This window comes from Cognatundibacterium curvum, assembly GCF_014284235.1.
Classification (GTDB): domain Bacteria; phylum Pseudomonadota; class Gammaproteobacteria; order Burkholderiales; family Burkholderiaceae_D; genus Undibacterium; species Undibacterium curvum.
On the sequence record NZ_JACOGD010000004.1, the window covers coordinates 281,278 to 298,877 of the forward strand.

Annotated in this window: 17 protein-coding genes; 10 read left to right on the forward strand and 7 right to left on the reverse strand. The window is 54.4% G+C overall.

The genetic code is table 11. The annotated features are described in order from the left end of the window. Positions 1-11 precede the first annotated feature (11 nt). The 7 genes from H8K43_RS09440 to H8K43_RS09470 all read left to right on the forward strand — a co-directional run bounded on the left by H8K43_RS09440 (position 12) and on the right by H8K43_RS09470 (position 7,587). The gene (locus tag H8K43_RS09440) at positions 12-1,283 is read left to right on the forward strand and encodes a sensor histidine kinase (protein WP_230403799.1); all 1,272 of its coding nucleotides are present in this window, start codon (positions 12-14) and stop codon (positions 1,281-1,283) included. Continuing rightward, positions 1,280-2,152, forward strand: a complete 873-nt coding sequence (locus tag H8K43_RS09445) for a LytR/AlgR family response regulator transcription factor (protein ID WP_186903591.1) — start codon at positions 1,280-1,282, stop codon at positions 2,150-2,152. The genes H8K43_RS09440 and H8K43_RS09445 overlap by 4 nt, the downstream gene beginning before the upstream one ends. 38 nt (positions 2,153-2,190) lie before the next feature. After that, positions 2,191-2,685: a GNAT family N-acetyltransferase gene (locus tag H8K43_RS09450; RefSeq protein WP_186903592.1), complete on the forward strand. Its 495-nt coding sequence runs from the start codon at positions 2,191-2,193 to the stop codon at positions 2,683-2,685. Between the two features lie 126 nt (positions 2,686-2,811). Continuing rightward, the gene (locus H8K43_RS09455) at positions 2,812-3,696 is read left to right on the forward strand and encodes a sulfurtransferase (RefSeq protein WP_186903593.1); all 885 of its coding nucleotides are present in this window, start codon (positions 2,812-2,814) and stop codon (positions 3,694-3,696) included. Between the two features lie 301 nt (positions 3,697-3,997). After that, positions 3,998-6,085 carry a M13 family metallopeptidase gene (locus H8K43_RS09460; protein WP_186903594.1) on the forward strand — a complete coding sequence of 696 codons (2,088 nt, stop codon included), beginning with the start codon at positions 3,998-4,000 and terminating at the stop codon, positions 6,083-6,085. A 184-nt stretch (positions 6,086-6,269) separates the two neighbouring features. Continuing rightward, positions 6,270-6,725, forward strand: a complete 456-nt coding sequence (locus H8K43_RS09465) for a hypothetical protein (protein WP_186903595.1) — start codon at positions 6,270-6,272, stop codon at positions 6,723-6,725. A gap of 13 nt (positions 6,726-6,738) precedes the next feature. Continuing rightward, complete coding sequence (locus H8K43_RS09470; protein ID WP_186903596.1) at positions 6,739-7,587, forward strand: DUF2145 domain-containing protein; 849 nt, start codon at positions 6,739-6,741, stop codon at positions 7,585-7,587. Positions 7,588-7,648: 61 nt separating this feature from the next. On the opposite strand, the gene H8K43_RS09475 is transcribed toward H8K43_RS09470, so the two are convergent. Together H8K43_RS09475 and H8K43_RS09480 are read right to left on the reverse strand one after the other, a co-directional pair. Further along, a complete protein-coding gene (locus tag H8K43_RS09475) occupies positions 7,649-8,221 on the reverse strand; it encodes a flavodoxin family protein (RefSeq protein WP_186903597.1) in 573 nt (190 codons plus the stop codon). A 50-nt stretch (positions 8,222-8,271) separates the two neighbouring features. Continuing rightward, a complete protein-coding gene (locus H8K43_RS09480; protein ID WP_186903598.1) occupies positions 8,272-8,973 on the reverse strand; it encodes a pirin family protein in 702 nt (233 codons plus the stop codon). 109 nt (positions 8,974-9,082) lie between these two features. Between H8K43_RS09480 and H8K43_RS09485 the strand changes: the two genes are divergently transcribed. The 3 genes from H8K43_RS09485 to H8K43_RS09495 are packed head-to-tail and all read left to right on the forward strand — an operon-like array spanning position 9,083 to position 11,437. After that, positions 9,083-10,009 carry a LysR family transcriptional regulator gene (locus tag H8K43_RS09485; protein WP_186903599.1) on the forward strand — a complete coding sequence of 309 codons (927 nt, stop codon included), beginning with the start codon at positions 9,083-9,085 and terminating at the stop codon, positions 10,007-10,009. A gap of 13 nt (positions 10,010-10,022) precedes the next feature. Then, entirely contained in the window at positions 10,023-11,006 is a 984-nt protein-coding gene (gene gluQRS / locus H8K43_RS09490; RefSeq protein WP_186903600.1) for a tRNA glutamyl-Q(34) synthetase GluQRS, read from the forward strand. Then, positions 11,003-11,437 (forward strand): hypothetical protein, encoded by a 435-nt coding sequence (locus H8K43_RS09495; protein WP_186903601.1) that lies wholly within the window; start codon positions 11,003-11,005, stop codon positions 11,435-11,437. Before gluQRS ends, H8K43_RS09495 begins: the two co-directional genes overlap by 4 nt. Before the next feature lie 41 nt (positions 11,438-11,478). On the opposite strand, the gene H8K43_RS09500 is transcribed toward H8K43_RS09495, so the two are convergent. The 5 genes from H8K43_RS09500 to H8K43_RS09520 all read right to left on the reverse strand — a co-directional run bounded on the left by H8K43_RS09500 (position 11,479) and on the right by H8K43_RS09520 (position 17,404). Continuing rightward, on the reverse strand, positions 11,479-12,912 hold the full coding sequence (locus tag H8K43_RS09500; RefSeq protein ID WP_186903602.1) for a multicopper oxidase family protein: 1,434 nt from the start codon (positions 12,910-12,912) through the stop codon (positions 11,479-11,481). 144 nt (positions 12,913-13,056) lie between these two features. Next, the gene (locus H8K43_RS09505) at positions 13,057-14,487 is read right to left on the reverse strand and encodes a TolC family protein (RefSeq protein WP_186903603.1); all 1,431 of its coding nucleotides are present in this window, start codon (positions 14,485-14,487) and stop codon (positions 13,057-13,059) included. A 137-nt stretch (positions 14,488-14,624) separates the two neighbouring features. After that, complete coding sequence (locus H8K43_RS09510; protein ID WP_186903604.1) at positions 14,625-15,038, reverse strand: hypothetical protein; 414 nt, start codon at positions 15,036-15,038, stop codon at positions 14,625-14,627. Positions 15,039-15,098: 60 nt separating this feature from the next. Next, on the reverse strand, positions 15,099-16,352 hold the full coding sequence (locus tag H8K43_RS09515; RefSeq protein ID WP_186903605.1) for a GGDEF domain-containing protein: 1,254 nt from the start codon (positions 16,350-16,352) through the stop codon (positions 15,099-15,101). Then, positions 16,349-17,404 (reverse strand): ABC transporter substrate-binding protein, encoded by a 1,056-nt coding sequence (locus H8K43_RS09520; RefSeq protein ID WP_230403800.1) that lies wholly within the window; start codon positions 17,402-17,404, stop codon positions 16,349-16,351. The genes H8K43_RS09515 and H8K43_RS09520 overlap by 4 nt, the downstream gene beginning before the upstream one ends. Positions 17,405-17,600 lie beyond the last annotated feature (196 nt).

Here is a 17,600-nt window from a genome sequence, read left to right on the forward strand (position 1 = left end):
GGAAATGCAGTTTGCGCCATCGCCTGATTGCTTCGCGAACGCCTGCTGCCTTTGGTCGCAAGTCCATGGCACAGGCAAGGGCGAGTACCTACACTACGCTGCTATCCATCGCAGCTCACTTTGAACCGGCGCAGACTATGACCACCCCCGACACACCAAACACCACTTACTGGCAGCAGGTAGGCACTGCGGTTTCAGGTGCATCTGCAAGAAAAATCCTGTCCGAATTACCCTACATCCTGGCCATCAATGTCATCTGTACCGTGCTGGTGACGTATGTGATGCGACATAACAGCAGCCTGTTGGAAAACTGGGTGTTCTCTAACTGCATAGGATTTTGCTGCTATGTGCTGATACGCGCCGCCAGAATTCTGATCTGGCCGAATCAAAATCCGCGATCCCTGGCGTTTTATCTGACCTGCATCCTGCTCGCGCCGCTTGGTTTCTTTTGCGGTACGCTGCTGGCGGCTTACCTGTATGGCTATCCGGTGCAGAATGTACTCGCCATGCAATGGCGTTATGTACAAGGCTTTGTCATACTGAGCGGCATCGTGAGCACCGTGGCCGCCTGGTCGCTGTGGAACCGGATCAGGATTACCGAACTGACCGCCGCCGCCGAAGCCGAGAAAGCGCGTTTTGCTGCGATAGAACGACAAGCGGTGCAAGCGCAATTGCAGGTGCTGCAAGCCCAGATTGAACCGCATATGCTGTTCAATACCCTGGCCAATCTGCAGGGACTGATCGCCATCGATCCTGAACGTGCCCAGCACATGCTGGCCCAATTGATCACCTATCTGCGCGCCACACTGAGTGCCTCACGCGCAGAAAGCACCACCTTGCAAAACGAATTCAGCCTGTTGCGCGCCTATCTGGACTTGCTGGCGATCCGTATGGGAAAACGATTGCAGTATCAGCTGGATTTACCCGAAGAACTGACACAGTTGTCCATCCCGCCCATGCTGCTGCAACCGCTGGCGGAAAATGCGATCAAACATGGACTGGAACCCAAGCTCGAAGGCGGCAGCCTGCACATCAGCGCAGTGCGGCATGCAGACAAACTGGAATTGCGGGTTGCCGATACCGGTCTGGGACTGGCATTTGACTATGTAGAACGCAGCACCAACACGGCCGATGGTCACGGACTCGGCAACATCAATATCCGTGAACGCTTGCAGGCCATTTTCGGCCCGCAAGCCGCATTCCGCTTAGGTCCGAACACACCGGAAGGTACTTTAGCTGTCATCACTCTCCCCTTACCTACTCAAGCACAAGCATCACTATGAGCCAGCCAATACGTGCCATCATCGCCGAAGATGAACCGATACTCGCCCTGACACTGCAGCGTATGCTGAATAAACTGTGGCCGGAACTTGAGATTTGCCACCTTGCAGAAAACGGAGTGCAAGCGGTACAACTGGCCTTGGAAACGCAGCCGGATATCCTGTTCCTCGATATTAAAATGCCGGGTAAAACCGGGCTGGATGTAGCACAGGAGCTGGCTGAAGAATGGCCGGAGCAGCACGCCTTTCCGCTGATCGTGTATGTGACTGCCTATGATGAATACGCGGTGCAGGCATTTGAGCATTCTGCTTCAGACTATGTATTAAAACCGGTCAGCGAAGAACGTCTGCAAAAAACCATACAAAGGCTGCAGGCGCGCTTACAAAGCAAAACCACTAACAATGCCGGTGACGAGCTGGAACGGGTATTGGGCCAGTTACGCAATCTGCTGCCTGCACAGCAAAGCGCAGGGCTGACTACGCACGCGCTTCCCGCAAACAAAGCTGCCAGCAGCGCAGAGACCGGTAGCAACACGGGCAGCGCTTACAAATTGCACGTGATACGGGCCGCGGTCGGTAACAATGTCCGTATGATAGCGATAGAAGATGTGCTGTATTTCGAAGCGACCGACAAATACATCAATGTCGTGACGCGCGAGCATTCTTCGCTGATACGCAGCAGTCTGCGCGAATTGCTGCCGCAGCTGGACAGCAGCCTGTTCTGGCAAATCCATCGCAGTACCGTGGTCAATATCCGTCAGGTCAGTCTGGCGCAGCGGGATGAGGCAGGCAAAGTCACGCTAAAGCTGCGTGACAGCGATGATAAACTCAGCGTCAGCCGCGTCTATGCGCATCTGTTCCGCCAGATGTGAAGCAGTACGCCCCTACTACCCAGGACACCGAATATCGTATGAGCGAGCAATCCCAATCAAAACAGCAATGTGAAAATTTACACTGGCAATGCCTGCCATTTGATCAACTCAGCGTACATCAGTTGTATCAGATTTACGCAGCGCGGAATGCGGTGTTTGTGGTGGAACAGAATTGTGTATATCAGGACATTGATCATAAAGACCCGCTGTCACATCATCTGATGGCCTGGGACAGCCAGCAACAACTTGCTGCCTATCTGCGCATCGTGCCGCCCGGCCTCAGTTTTGCAGAAGCCTCGCTGGGCCGTGTGCTCAGCAGCGCCAGCTGGCGCGGCAGTGGCGTAGGGCGGGAACTGCTCATGCGCGGCATCACTGCACTGCGTGAGATCTATCCGCAAGCCGCCATCCGCATCGGCGCGCAGGCGTATCTGGAAAAATTTTATGGCAGTTTTGGTTTCGTCCAGGTGTCGGAACTGTATCTGGAGGACGATATACCGCATATCGACATGCTGCTCAGCAGCGGCCGCAACTGATACTTCAGTCTGCGCAGCCAGGATAGCCCTGCCAGCAGCAGGGATTTCAACTATAATGCTGCTAAATCAAAGACTTAGTCAGTATGACTGAGTCATCCTTCATTTAGTCTCCGATATCACCTAATTATGCCTGTTGCCACCCTGTCCCCAGAGACGCCTTACGTCAATATCTCTGCTTACAAATTTATCACTTTCGATGACACTGCCGAAAAGCGTCAGGAATTTATCGATAAATGTAATGAACTGAACCTGAAAGGCACCGTCTTGCTGACGCCGGAAGGGATCAATATGTTCCTGGCTGGTTTGCGTCATGAAATCGATGCCTATATGGACTGGCTGCACGCAGACCCACGTTTCGCCGATGTGGTCGCCAAAGAGAGTTTTTCCGATCGTCAGCCTTTCACTAAATTGCTGGTCAAGCTGAAAGCAGAAATCATCACCATGCGTATGCCGCTGATCAAGCCGGAAGAAGGCCGCGCACCATCGGTCGATGCGAAAACCCTCAAACGCTGGCTGGATCAGGGCCATGACGATAATGGCAAACCAGTTGTGATGGTTGATACCCGCAATGATTTTGAAGTCGATGTGGGCAGCTTCGATAACACCATCGACTACCGCATCACCAAGTTCACCGAATTCCCGCAAGTCATAGAAGAGCACCGCGATGAACTGAACGACAAAACTGTTGTGACCTTTTGCACCGGCGGTATCCGCTGCGAGAAGGCGGCAATCCATATGCAAAATGTGGGCTACAACAGCGTGTACCAGCTCGAAGGTGGCATCCTGAAATACTTTGAAGAAGTCGGCGGTGCGCATTACCACGGTGACTGCTTCGTATTCGATTACCGCACAGCGCTCAATCCTCAGCTGGAAGCGACCGACACCAAACAATGCTTCGCCTGCCGTGCCGTGGTCACACCACGTGAGCAATTATCACCTTGGTATATCGCTGGGGTGTCTTGCCCGCATTGCCAAAAAGCGCGCCACGAAAACGCCCCGGCTCAGGTCTGAAAACCAGGCTCAGCGCTCAGCTGCTGATACCACTGAAGACGCTGACCTGAAGTACGAAACGCATGCCTGCAAACGCGGACATGCGTTTTTTGCTTTGACGCTGACTTCCGAACAGCAATCAGCTGCACCGTAGTCTGCTCAGAAGTTGGTGTAAAAAAGTAAGCAAATCGGGAACTTAATGCAGACACAAGGTGTCTGCTGATGGTGATTGATAGCCTTCCTTTTTTTCTGGCCACATTCCTGCTGAATTCCTGTTGCCCTTTTTATCGCAGCAGACAAGCGCTCAACTCTATTCCTTGCTATGAAACCTTTGTTACTCACTACCCTGGCACTCAGCCTGATGAGCCTGTCAACTGGCGTCAGTCATGCGCATGAACACGCAACAGCGAGCGCCCCCCAGACCAAAGCCGGCACTGCGAGCGGCTCCGGCGTTGACCGCAGCCAGTCCGATCCGGCCGTCAGACCGCAGGATGATTTTTTCCGCCATGCGCAAGGCAGCTGGCTCAACAATACTGCGATCCCGTCCGACCGTTCCGACTGGGGTGCATTTACCCAGGCGCGCGAAGAGGTGCAAACCCAATTGCGCGGGCTGATACAACAGGCCGCACTCAGCGCCGCGAGTAAAAGCGCTGCCGCCACGGATGCCAATCTGCAAAAAATCGGTGACCTGTATAACAGCGTGGTGAATCAGGACAAACTGAATCAGTCAGGATGGCGTCCCTTAGCCACCGATTTGAAAAAAATTGATGCGGTAAAGAACCTGCGCGAACTCGCTAAACTGATCGCGCATCTGCAGCAAATTGGTGTGACCACGCCTTTCCATGCCAGCGTCGAGCAAGACAGCCGGCAATCGACACAATACATCCTGACGCTGGGCCAATCCGGACTCGGTTTGCCTAACCGCGATTATTATCTGAAGCAGGATGAGGCACGCAATCAGGAAATCAGCAGCCGTTACCTGAGCCATGTCAGCAAAATCCTGCAACTGTCTGGTGACACTGAGGCCGACGCGCATGCGCAGGCCATCCTGGCGCTGGAAACCGATCTGGCCTCTATCCAGTGGAGTAATGTAGAAAACCGCGATCCTGTTCGTACCTACAATAAGCTGAACCTGGCTGAACTGCGCGCGCTGACACCTTCCCTGGACTGGGCCAGTTATCTGAAAGCCAGTCACGTCGGCAATGGCCTGCAGCAAGTGCTGGTACAGCAACCCAGCTATTTGCGCGGTCTGGAAACTGTACTCAATAAACACAGTCTCGCAAGCTGGAAGGCTTACTTCCGCTGGCAATTACTGAATACCTACAGCCCGCATCTGTCGCAAGCCTTTATCGATGAGAACTTTGCTTTCCGTGGCACCTTCCTGAGTGGTATCAAAGAAAACCGTTCGGCTGAAAAACGCGCAGTGGCACTGACCGATCAGATGCTGGGCGAGGCCGTAGGCAAATTGTATGTGCAGCGTTATTTCGCACCAGAGACCAAGGCCAGAACAGAAAAAATGGTGGCGAACTTTCTGGCTGCATTCAAAGCCAGCATAGAGGAACTGGACTGGATGAGTCCGGAAACCAAGAAGCAGGCGCAGATAAAACTTAGCAAAATCAGCGTCAAGGTGGGCTATCCTGCGCAATGGCGCGATTACAGCGCAATACGCATACTGCCAGATGATCTGACGGGTAATCTCAAGCGCATACGTCAGGCCGATCATGCACGTGAATTTGCACGTTTGGGCAAACCGGTAGACCGAAGCGTGTGGCATATGACACCGCAAACGGTGAATGCCTACTACAGCCCGGAAATGAATGAAATCGTATTCCCGGCAGCGCGTCTGCAAGCACCGCTGTTCAACGTCGATGCAGAAGACGCCTTCAATTACGGCGCACTCGGCATTTCTATCGGCCATGAAATCAGCCATGCGTTTGATGACTCCGGCTCGCAATACGATGGTGACGGCAATCTGCGCGACTGGTGGACTAAAGAAGACCGTGAAAAATTCAATGCACGCACCAGGATTCTGGTCGAACAATACAATGGCTATGCTCCGGTCCCTGGCAATTTCCTCAATGGTCAGCTGACCCTGGGTGAAAACATCGCTGACAATGCCGGTCTGATCATGGCGGTCAAAGCCTATCATTTATCGCTGGGCGGCAAACCGGCACCGGTGATCGATGGCTGGACGGCGGAGCAGCGCCTGTTCTTTGGTCTGGCTCAGGCACGCCGCTTCAAAGCACGTGAATCACGGGCACTGGTGCTGATCAAGACCGATCCGCATTCACCCGGCGAATTCCGCGTCAATGGCAGCTTACGCAATCACCCGGATTTCTATACTTCATTCGAAGTCAAACCCGGCGACAAGATGTACCTGCCACCGGAACAGCGCGTCAAACTCTGGTAAGCACTGCCCTGCGTTTAGCCTAAAAAATGGCTGCACCTGCGACTCAGCGGTGCAGCCATTTTTTTAGAGCAAGGTCGCACAAGCTGCTACTTCTGTACACAGGCCATGCGACTCTGGATTCAACGCTGGAACGCTAGCACGCAACCAGTATGCTGTCCCTACCCCAAACAACAGGAGACAGATCATGCAAACGACTTCAACTTCCTCATCTGCAGCTAAGCTGCGCCATTTCATGCTGAACGGCTTGCTGGCGGCCTTACTAAGCAGCAGCGCGATGGCTTACGCGGCAGATCCCTGTCTGTCCTGCGGCTCAGCCAAAGGATCAGAAGCAATTTCGCTGGGGATGGGTGTCGTGGTGCTGGGCAGCGCCTCAGCACTCGCAGGCTCTGGCAAGGTAGTCGTCACTGCCGTGGAAGGCACAGCCAACGGCGTATCTGTGGTGGTCAAAGCCTCCGGTCAGGCCAGCACAACGGTCATCGAATTGTCGGGCAAGGCACTGGAGAAAACCTCGCTGGTGGCGGGCAGCGTACTGGAACTGAGTGCGGTCAGCACCGGCTATTTACTGATCGCCTCCGGCAAGGCGATCGCCTTCATCCCGAATGAAATCGGCAAAGCCCTGTTGCACCACCAACGCGCCTGAGGCGGAGGCTGATATGACGCATGTAACTACACCGCAGCCGTCGGCCAGCTTAGCAAGACCGCGTCACTTCAGCGCATGGAGTCTGCTGAGCTTACTGACTTTGCTGAGCTGTCTAATGTTAATGAGCCAGCCTGCCCATGCGGGTCGTCCTTGCGAGCCACCCGCCTACAATCCTGGCAAAACCATGCAGGCGCTGGAGTTTGCCGAAAAAGTCCGGCAAACGCTGGAGGCCAGCGGCGCACAAGTGGCGCTGATTGCACGCGCGGGTCAGGATTTGTCGGCATATCAGCTGCGTTTTTCCCATCTGGGCATCATCCGCAAACTGCCCGATGGCCGCTGGTCAGTCATGCACGAACTCAATGACTGTGGTACGGCCAATTCCGCCTTGTATCACGAAGGACTGGGTAATTTTTTTCTGGATGATATGCATCGCTTCGAAAGCCTGTTACTGATACCGTCAGCAACACTGCAAAACGCCTTGGCGGAACAGATCACGTCCGGTCATGCCAGGCAGTTGCATGAAGCTTCCTACAATATGCTGGCCTTCGCTTATGCAACGCGCTATCAGAATTCGAATCAGTGGGGACTGGAAGTGCTCGCTGCAGCCAGCGATCCGTGTATTCAAACCCGGCAACAGGCGCAGGACTGGCTCAAAGCCCAGCGCTATCAGCCTCAGAACTTGCAGTTATCCAGTATGACCCGGCTGGGCGCGCGCATGTTCCGTGCCAATGTGAGTTTTGACGATCATCCGTTTGAACGCCGTATGGCAGGACAAATCGATACCGTGAGTGTGGAGTCGGTAGAAAAATTCATGCAGCAATTGCCGGAACCGCCTCAGGTACTGCTGGTAAGCGCAGACTGAAACCAGTGCAAACTGAAACCACCGCCCGCTGCTTGCCAGCGGTGGTGTGCATCAGGCCAGCTTATTGATTGAAACGCTGAGCCACTTGAGCGATACGCTGACCAAACAGCTTCGCGGTTTCCAGATCGCCCGGCAGCGGGCCTTCTTCCGGGCTGGCATCGGATGGAGACTGGGTCATCAGACCGGCAAAGCTGCCGACAAAATTGATGTCATTACGCTGCGCTGCCTTGCTGTTAGCAGGCATCAGGCCAGTACCAACCCAGATCATGGAATGCTGTTGCGCCAGCGTGAACAGGGTATGCAAGGTCGACAGTTTGTCACCATTCATGGTCGCAGAATTGGTGAAACCAGCTGCGATTTTGTCTTTCCATTGCTGGGTAAACCACTGTTTGGAACTGGCATCGGCAAACTTTTTAAACTGCCAGGAAACCGTGCCCATATAGGTCGGTGAGCCGAATACGATTGCGTCGGCAGCCGCCAGACTGGCCCACTGTGCATCGCTGATCGTGCCTTCAGCGCTGATCTGTATCAGCTCAGTCTGTGCACCTGCTGCTGCAGCACCGGCCTCTACGGCTTGTGCTGCTTTGGTGGTATGGCCATAACCGGAATGAAAAACGATAGCTACTTTACTCATGTGTATCTCCTTCGACGAGAAAATAAAACAGGCGGCGCTGCCGCCTGAACTTAACGTGGCAAATCAAATACCAGCACTTCGGCGTCCTGACCTTCAGACAAACTCAGTATAGCTTCATCCTGCAACATCAGCGCGTCGCCTTCCTGCATGCTGACACCATTCACAGTCAGGCTGCCACGTGCCAGGTGCACATACACCAGCCGCCCCGCTGTGATAGCCTGCTCCAGGCTGTGACCAGCTTCAAACAAGCCTATCGCCAGCGTAGCGTTCTGCCGTATCGCAATCGAACCCTCCGAGCCATCCGGTGACGCGACCACGCGCAGACGGCCTAGCTTTTCTTCACGGCTAAATTGCTGTTCCTGATAGCGCGGCGGCTGACGCAGTGCATCAGGTTGTATCCAGATTTGCAGCAAGCGCGTGTGGTGCGCTGTGTCCGGATTGAACTCAGAATGACGCACACCGGTACCGGCACTCATATACTGCACATTACCGGGACGGATGGTGCTGCCATTGCCTATGCTGTCTTTGTGCGCAATTGCGCCTTCCAGCACATAGGTAATGATTTCCATATCCTGATGCGGATGAGTACCAAAGCCCATGCCGGGAGCGATCCAGTCATCATTAATCACGCGCAGCGGACCAAAGCCCATGTGCTGAGGGTCGTAATATTCGGCAAAGGAAAAGCTATGGTAGGACTTCAGCCAGCCATGTTCTGCATAGCCACGTTCTTTTGATGTTCTGCGAATAAGCATAATGCCCCCCATTCAAATATTTTGATGTCAGAAGCCACACTATACATATTGATATCAGCGGATATAAGGTGTAAATTTTATCGACTTTATTCAAATTTTTTGAACAAGCATGAATCTGACGCTGGAAGCACTGCAAATACTCGATGCAATCGCGCGCAAAGGCAGCTTTGCAGCGGCTGCGGCGGCGCTTGACAAAGTGCCGTCAGCGATCACTTACAGCATACGTAAGCTGGAAGAAGATCTGGATGTGCTGCTGTTTGACAGGCGCGGGCATAAGGCACAACTGACCGAGGCCGGTGCCGAATTACTGCAGCAGGGCCGCCATTTGCTGAACGCGGCGCAGGAGCTGGAAAACCGGGTCAAGCGTACCGCCTCAGGGTGGGAAGCCGAATTCCGCATCGTACTTGATGGCGTGATCCGCTTTGAAGACCTGATCCCCTTACTGCAGGAATTTGAACTACAGGGTTGCGGCACGCGCCTGCGCATCAGTCAGGAAGTGTTATCCGGGGTATGGGAAACCATGGTCACCGGACGCGCGGATCTGGCCATCGGTGCCGCCTACGAGGGACCCGATGCCTTCCGTACCCAGGCTGAGTTTCAAAGCCGTCTGTTGGGGAATCTGGACTGGGTATTTGCCGTCGCGCCTTCCCATCCGCTGGCCAGCTTGCCAGAACCGCTGATGCCGGAAACCCTGCAGACATTTCGCGCGGTCGTGGTCGGTGATACCGGTCTGACCTTACCCAGTATGTCAGCCGGTGTGCTGCGCGGTCAGGATACGCTGACGGTACCATCGATGCAGGCTAAACTGGCTGCGCAACTGGCGGGACTCGGTTGCGGCCATCTGCCGCGACGGCTGGCTCAGCCTTATCTGGATCAGGGCAGTCTGGTCGAAAAACAGACCAGCGCCCACCGTCCAGCTGGCAATAACCGCATCGTCTGGCGCAGCGCGAATAAAGGCAAGGCCTTGCAATGGTTTTTACAAAAACTGAGTGATCCACAGGTACAGCGCAGCCTGATGGATAACCATCATGAATGAGGCATAGCGGAACATGTCTGTTTTCAGCAGCACTTCGGCAGCATCTGTCACCCCGGTCACCTCCTCCACCGGCTATACCGGACGCTTCGCGCCCTCGCCCACCGGCCCGCTGCACCTGGGTTCGCTGGTCGCTGCAATGGCCAGCTATCTGGATGCCAGAGCACATCAGGGACGCTGGCTGTTACGCATAGAGGACCTGGATTTTGACCGCAATGTTGCGGACGCAGATCGCCATATCCTGCATTCATTACAACGCTGTGGCATGCACTGGGATGGCGAAGTCAGCTGGCAAAGCCAGCGCCAGCCACTGTATGAACAGGCACTGGAACAACTGGCGACACAAGTCTATCCCTGTTCCTGCTCGCGCAAAGAAATCGCTGATTCCAGGCTGCGTGCCGGTGTGGCGGCCAGCCAGGTCTATCCCGGCACTTGTCGTACTGGTCTGGCACCGGGTAAAACAGCCCGCGCCTGGCGTTTGCGGGTACCTGATGGCGAGGCTGCGGTCTTTCAGTTTGAAGACCGCTTGCTCGGTGCCCAGACTCAGGATCTGGCCAGCGAGGTCGGTGATTTTGTGTTGAAACGCGCCGATGGCTTCTGGGCTTATCAACTGGCGGTGGTGGTCGACGATGCTGCGCAGGGCATCAGCCATGTGGTGCGCGGTGCCGATCTGCTCGATTCGACTGCGCGTCAGTGTTATCTGCAGCAGTTACTCGGACTGCCAAGGCCAGCCTATCTGCATGTGCCTGTCGTGAATAATGCGGATGGCGAAAAATTATCAAAACAAACCGGCGCACTCGCCTTCGACCGTGGCGACAATGATTTGCTGCAGGACGCGCTGCTGCCTGCAGCGCGCTTTCTGGGCTTACATATTTCGCCATCAGCGAACAATCTCAATGCCTTCTGGGACAATGCCACTGCAGCCTGGGCGCAGCAGATAGCGCTGCACCAGGCACATCAAGCAGATCAGCTGCATCAACAACAGAAACAACAGCCATGAAATCTCACTTCCTGCGTAATACCCTGTTCGCCATCACCCTGTTCTGCGCCAGCGTTGGTCTGGCGCTGCCCTGGGGTTTGTACTACTACGGTTTGCACGCACTGACGAGCTTGCCACAGCCAGCCACTACGCTGCTGAGTCAGGAACAACAGGCCGCACAATGGGCGCAGGCTGGCTTTCAGATACCGGCCGAAGAAGTGCAGCTGAATCCGGTCAGCTATCTGTTTTCCGCGACTGGCCAGGATGCACCGCCTGCCGTGACCAGCTTTGCCTGGCGCATCGCGTCTGCGCATTTATCGCGTCAGTTACCGCAGGCTGGCGTATGGCAAAAAACCCTGTGCGGCAGTGCGCTGACGATCTGGATTACACGCCACTGGAGTCAGGCCCAGATCGTCTCTACCGCAGCACAGCTGGATACCAAGCGGCCCTGAAAACGCAACTGCATATTCAGTGGCTTCAGCCGCGAGACACATCAATGTCCTTGATGGCCGCCATGCCCTGCGTGACCTTGCGGTTTCACCACCTGCACTTCAACTTCCTTGCCGTGCATGCTGTGCGCAGATCCGCTGGCTGGCGGCGGTGCACGTAAAGCCTCAGGCAACTCGCCGGTATATTCCCAGGCCTGAGTACCGGCAGGATGCGCAAACCAGCCGGGATCACTATAGTCGCCCGGCTTTTGCTGCTTGCGTACCTTCATCACGCTGAACATACCGCCCATCTCCAGCCCTCCAAATGGGCCCTCACCCGTCATCATCGGTAAAGTATTGTCCGGTAAAGGCATCTCCATCATGCCCATATCGGCCATGCCCTTGTCGCCCATGGTCATGTATGCCGGAATCAGGCGTTGAATTTTTTCCGCCACACCACTTTGATCGACGCCTATCATCGATGGCAGATTGTGGCCCATCGCATTCATGGTGTGATGGCTTTTATGGCAGTGAAAAGCCCAGTCGCCCTCTTCATCAGCGATCAGCTCGATCTGACGCATCTGGCCTACCGCGATATCTGTGGTGACTTCGGGCCAGCGTGCGGTTTTCGGTATTGGGCCACCATCGGTACCTGTCACGGTAAATTCATGGCCATGAATATGTATAGGATGATTGGTCATGGTGAGATTGCCGACGCGTATACGCACCCTGTCATTCTGACGCACAGCCAGACTATCTATGCCCGGGAATACCCGGCTATTCCAGCACCATAAATTAAATTCCGTCATGGTCGAGATACTGGGCCGGGATGCACCCGGCTCTATATCAAAGGCATTGAGTAAGAACACAAAGTCGCGGTCCGCTTCGGTAATCAGCGGATGCGGCTGTTTCGGGTGCGTGATCCAGGCGCCCATCATGCCCATCGCCATCTGCGTCATTTCATCGGCATGTGGGTGATACATGAAGCTGCCGGGACGGCGCGCCACAAATTCATAGACCATGGTTTTGCCGGGCTGAATAGCAGGCTGAGTCAGTCCGGAAACACCATCCATACCATTTGGTAAGCGTTGTCCATGCCAGTGCACACTGGTGTGTTCCGGCAGACGGTTGGTCACAAATATCCTGACCCGGTCGCCCTCTACCACCTCTATGGTCGGCCCCGGACTTTGTCCGTTATAACCCCACAGATGCGCTTTCATACCGGGTGCGATTTCACGCACCACCGGTTCCGCGATCAGGTGAAATTCCTTCACACCCTGATTCATACGCCAGGGCAGCGTCCAGCCATTCAGCGTCATGACGGGACGGTAAGGACGTCCATTCGGTGGCAGCAGCGGCGGCATGGAGGCGGCGCTGTTCTGACTGACTACTTCCGGTAAGCCGGCCAGTGCAACCCGGCTGACTGCGCTGGCTGCCAGCGCACCACCAGCAATACCCGCCATACTGGCTGCTTTAAAAAAAGATCTTCTTGAGTTCATCGTATTTCTTCCTGACTCAGGCATAGGCATGGCTGCCATCGGTGAGCAGCTCACTGCAATACGCCTCTAGGTAGTCTTGCAAATTTTTCTGATCACGACTGGCAAAGACAGCCGGTCGCACATGTGTACTTAACGTAGTAGTTTTTAATGCGCCACATCAGACGACGTCGCAGCACGGCTGGCAGGACGCAGCGCAGTCGGGCTGGCTGCGCCTAGCAGACTGGCCTGCAATTCCGCATCGGCGATCCAGAATTGCTGGTTCGCCTGTATCGCCGCCAGCACGCCTTCTATCTGTTCGCGACTGCTACCCAACAGTTCAAATACGCTGATCAGCATGCCGTTATAACGCAGCGTATTTTGCTCAGCAATCTGACGTTTTAAAGGCAGCATCACATCGCGATGGTGGCGTGCAATCTCATAACTGCTGTGGTAAGCCGCATAGCTTTCACGTAATTGTGAAGCACCCTGACGCAGGCTGTTTTCCAGCTGGTAGCTGGCAGCCAGCGTATCGGCGCGCATCGCATCACGCTGCAACTGTCCCTGATCAAAAAAAGGCAGGCGGATACTCAGGCCCAGCCCGCGCTTTACCCGCGCACCTGCCGCAGCACCGCTTTCTGCTGCTGAGGCAAACACGGTATCGCGCTTCACACTGAGTTCAATATCCGTCCAGCCTTGCAACAATTGCAGGCCCTGACGCTGTGCCGCGGTGTGCAGTGCGGCTGCGGCGATACGCACATCCAGCCAGTTCTGCGGCAGCTGGCTGGCGATCTGCTCGGGTGCTAAGGGCTGGGCGGGCAAATCGGGCAGATGCGCTGGCAATTGCAAGGCCTGCGCCTGTTCTGCGTCGAGCCCCAGTAAGCGCACCAGCGCTTCACGACTGGCCGTTTGCGCTTGTCTGGCTTCTGTCAGTCTGGCCATTGCATCGGCAGAAAAGCTTTGCTGGCGGGCTGCCTGCAAAGCACTGAAGTTACCCGCAGTACGCATTCTGCGTGCGAGTTCGGCTCCGGCCTCCGCCGCTTCATTGACTTGCTGAGCATACTCCAGACTTTGCTGCGCAGCGACTGCGCGTACCCAGGCCAGCCGCAGTTGGGTGATGTGTTGCAGCACTTGCTGACTGAACTGTAATTGTGCCTGCTGTAATTGCGCTGCACTGACTTGCTGACGGCGCGGCAGACTGAGCAAGTCCAGCAAACCCACGCTCAGGCTGCGCGCAATTTCCAGCTCACCGGCGAGCTGGCTACGTTCCAGATTCAGCAATGGATTGGCAATCCTGCCCTGCTGCACCAGACGGGCACCATCGCCCCAGTGCTGCGCCAGCCAGGACTGGATAGCGGGACTGTTCCACAAAGCGAGCCGGACTGCATCATGCTGACTAAGCGGCGTACTCAGCAAAGCATCGGCCTGCTGGCGCAAGGCCTGAGCCTGGCTGCTGTCGCGTGCCAGTTGCAGCTCGCCCTGAGTCTGCTGTGGAAATTGGCGGTTCAGTTCTGCGGTCGACTGATCGACAGAAAATCCCGCGCATCCGGCCATCAACAGCGGCAGCGCGAGAAGAGAAAAACGGTAAGGAGAAAACATAGATTCCCAGTTCAATAAGCGGATATCACACGCCCCACTGCTATCTGGCGCAGGGCGCAAACCGGCATGCGAACAGATGTCAGCCTGTAAGGGCTGACATCCGACTGCGCATACTTCAGCGATTGTTGCGCTGAGCGTTAACTTAGTAACCGGGGAGGACGTTCAGGCAGCGATAACTCGGCTGAATGATAGGCAGGCAAAGGGGTGGCAGCCGCCATGCGTATCACGGTCAGGCCTGGTGAATTCAAACTGGCAGCTGACATCAGCACTGCCACGCAGCACAGGGATTTTCCGTGGCAGTGATCTGCCTGCGCTTGTTTCAGGAGCTGATGGTCAGAGGGCGATGCAGTGTCGGACGCAGCGTACTCAGGCTGTTCAGACGGCTGCATTTGCTCACAATGAGAATCAGCTTTTGCTGTCTGCAGCTTAACACTGTATTGCAGATTTTTATTCTGGACGCAATGCCACATGCTGACCGCAGCAAACCCTTGCAAGGGAAGCAGCAGCATCAGCCAGACTAAGATCACGGTGCGCCAGGAGAGAGATTTCATAAAACGGAACTTATCACATTTTGCGATCAATCGCATTGCGATCAGGTAAAGCCGCTGCGGTCAGTTTTCGTCCAAACGCGGTTGCACCTGATTGCGGCCATTAGTCTTGGAAAAATACAGCCATTGATCCGCTCTTTGCACCAGGCTTTCCACACTATCCTTATCTTGTTTCTGAGCTACCCCAAAACTGGCAGTAATACGTAGCAGCTTACCGTCCTCCAGCAATACAGACAGCTCATTTTGTACCGCCAGCCGCATACGTTCAGCCACTTCTAATGCAGCAGGTAAATCCGTCTCCGGCAGGATCACCAGAAACTCTTCGCCACCATAACGTACCAGCCAGTCAACCTCTGAACGCAATGCCTGCTTCAAGGTATGTGCAAATGCAATCAAGACTGCATCACCGACCGAATGCCCATACTGGTCATTCACAGACTTGAAAAAGTCGATGTCGCAGAACAGTACCGATAGTGCGCGTTGATAACGGGCTGCACGCTGAATCTCACCTGGCATACGCTCGTTGAACAACAGACGGTTATAGCAAGAAGTTAAGCCATCGGTCACGGACAAAACTTTGAGTGCACCCATGGCTTTTTCCAGCTGCAACGTGCGCTCATGTACCAGTTCATCCTGGTGATGTATGTGTTTTTGTATGCTGTTTTGCATGGTACGGAAACCATCCAGTACCAGCCCGATTTCCGTGTAGCGGTGACGCGGCTCCAGATCGGGTTCGAGCTGGCTGGACAACTGATCTGCCTGCAGATTTTGTACAAAGTCTGCCAGCTGGTGCATGGGTTTTTCCAAATCCCGGCGCAAAATAGCCGACACTGTGATCAGGATAAAGATGCCGAGCACGCTTACCTCGACAGCGACCAACATACAACTGCGAAATAACTCCTGACGCAATACCGTTTTATCGATCACCAGCTCCAGCACGCCGACATTGCCGTTTTGTTCTGCAGGAGCAGGAATATTGCGGACGATACGTTCTGCATTGAAGATTTTCTCTGCATCACCTCCAACGAATTGCTGCCCCGTGCTGGTCTGGATAATCACATAAGCAATATGCGAATTGTCGAGTAAGAGATTGATCTGCTTCTGTATCGCCTGTGGTTCGATATCCCAGATCGCAACCGACAATAAGGGCAGATGGGTGGCTGCCACATCGCTGACCATCATGTTAAAACTACGCTCTATCGTGCGGTAATTCAACCAGGCTTGCAGACTGCTGAACACCAGAATACAAAGGATCAACCATTTGAATAAGCGACGTAACAATGAGCTTGAAATTGGCTCTAAGACTCTGTCGCTCATTTTTTTTCCTCAGCCCGTGTCATCAGTTGTGCAAAACTAAAGTGATAGCTTTTGATGGACGGATTCAACACTTTACTGAATTTTCTGAAATTCACTTGTGTAAAGCCGGTATTCCCGAACAAAAAACGGAAGCGACTCAGGTCTTCTTTCGAAAATAAAATAAACATAGACTTGCCCAATTCCAGGCCTTCTTCTGCAAAATCTTTTCCATTATGGTAGTCATACAACATCACCAGACTGAAAGCACCCGTGATGAAATGTCCACCCGCGAGCGCACTCAGGCTGCCAGATTCCAGCGCGGTGAAAGCTTCAGCAGAGGTATTGATGGCACTGAATAAGGCATCGTTGCCGGGCTTACCGCCTCTGGCACGCCAGGCTTCCATTGCACCAAAGGCCATCAAATCATTACCGGACCAGATCAGCCGTGCATGTGGATGACGCAAATACAGCCACTCACTCTGTTCCTGTGCTTTGGCCCGGTTCCATTCTGCGTACACTTCCTGATCGATGATGACATCTGCCGACTCACTCACGGCACGATGCATCCCTGTATTGCGCTTGAGTGATGAGGTGGTGGAGCGGTCACCGGCAATGACCAGCATATGCAGCTTGCCATCAGGCGCAGTCAGTCTGGCGGCACGCGCCTTGGCAATCAGGGTTTGGGCCGTCAGATAACCCGCCTCTTCGGATTGCGGCTCCAGGCTGCCGAGCCAGCCCCGATACAGACTGCGCGGCACGCCTATGCGGGCGCGCTCTTTAGAATCGGAGATACCGCTAAAAGATAAAAAAGTTTTGATTTGGGCAGCGTCCAGTATCCGTATCAATTCTGGGCCCGTGGCATAGTCATTGGACAAAATGACGTAATCAGGACGGGCGAAACGGGGTCTGGCGGCCAGCTGACGCGCGAAGGTCAAGGCCTGTAAATGATTGCGTTCAGCATACAATACTTCCAGCTGTACACCCAGACTACGTGCCGCAGCTTCCATACTTTGCGTGGCATGCACCCAGTAAATCTCATCGGATTTTCCCGGATTCAAAAAAGTAACTGTCATTGCCCAGGCTGGAAACACACAAAAAACACAGCACATAGACAACAAACCAGCAACGACACGCTTACACATACTACAGTCTCCAAAGTGCTCAAATTGCCACATATTCATCTCAAAATATGGTCAGAACTAACGCAAACAAATTGTGTGGGACATGGGACCGTTTCCGTACCTGACTGCATTGAGCGGATCAGCCACA

Bases quoted from the DNA above. Each gene is read 5' to 3' on its own strand.
- H8K43_RS09445 (WP_186903591.1), top strand. From the start codon at position 1,280: ATGAGCCAGCCAATACGTGCCATCATCGCCGAAGATGAACCGATACTC.
- H8K43_RS09450 (WP_186903592.1), top strand. From the start codon at position 2,191: ATGAGCGAGCAATCCCAATCAAAACAGCAATGTGAAAATTTACACTGG.
- H8K43_RS09455 (WP_186903593.1), top strand. From the start codon at position 2,812: ATGCCTGTTGCCACCCTGTCCCCAGAGACGCCTTACGTCAATATCTCT.
- H8K43_RS09460 (WP_186903594.1), top strand. From the start codon at position 3,998: ATGAAACCTTTGTTACTCACTACCCTGGCACTCAGCCTGATGAGCCTG.
- H8K43_RS09465 (WP_186903595.1), top strand. From the start codon at position 6,270: ATGCAAACGACTTCAACTTCCTCATCTGCAGCTAAGCTGCGCCATTTC.
- H8K43_RS09470 (WP_186903596.1), top strand. From the start codon at position 6,739: ATGACGCATGTAACTACACCGCAGCCGTCGGCCAGCTTAGCAAGACCG.
- H8K43_RS09475 (WP_186903597.1), bottom strand. From the start codon at position 8,221: ATGAGTAAAGTAGCTATCGTTTTTCATTCCGGTTATGGCCATACCACC.
- H8K43_RS09480 (WP_186903598.1), bottom strand. From the start codon at position 8,973: ATGCTTATTCGCAGAACATCAAAAGAACGTGGCTATGCAGAACATGGC.
- H8K43_RS09485 (WP_186903599.1), top strand. From the start codon at position 9,083: ATGAATCTGACGCTGGAAGCACTGCAAATACTCGATGCAATCGCGCGC.
- gluQRS (WP_186903600.1), top strand. From the start codon at position 10,023: ATGTCTGTTTTCAGCAGCACTTCGGCAGCATCTGTCACCCCGGTCACC.
- H8K43_RS09495 (WP_186903601.1), top strand. From the start codon at position 11,003: ATGAAATCTCACTTCCTGCGTAATACCCTGTTCGCCATCACCCTGTTC.
- H8K43_RS09500 (WP_186903602.1), bottom strand. From the start codon at position 12,912: ATGAACTCAAGAAGATCTTTTTTTAAAGCAGCCAGTATGGCGGGTATT.
- H8K43_RS09505 (WP_186903603.1), bottom strand. From the start codon at position 14,487: ATGTTTTCTCCTTACCGTTTTTCTCTTCTCGCGCTGCCGCTGTTGATG.
- H8K43_RS09510 (WP_186903604.1), bottom strand. From the start codon at position 15,038: ATGAAATCTCTCTCCTGGCGCACCGTGATCTTAGTCTGGCTGATGCTG.
- H8K43_RS09515 (WP_186903605.1), bottom strand. From the start codon at position 16,352: ATGAGCGACAGAGTCTTAGAGCCAATTTCAAGCTCATTGTTACGTCGC.
- H8K43_RS09520 (WP_230403800.1), bottom strand. From the start codon at position 17,404: ATGACAGTTACTTTTTTGAATCCGGGAAAATCCGATGAGATTTACTGG.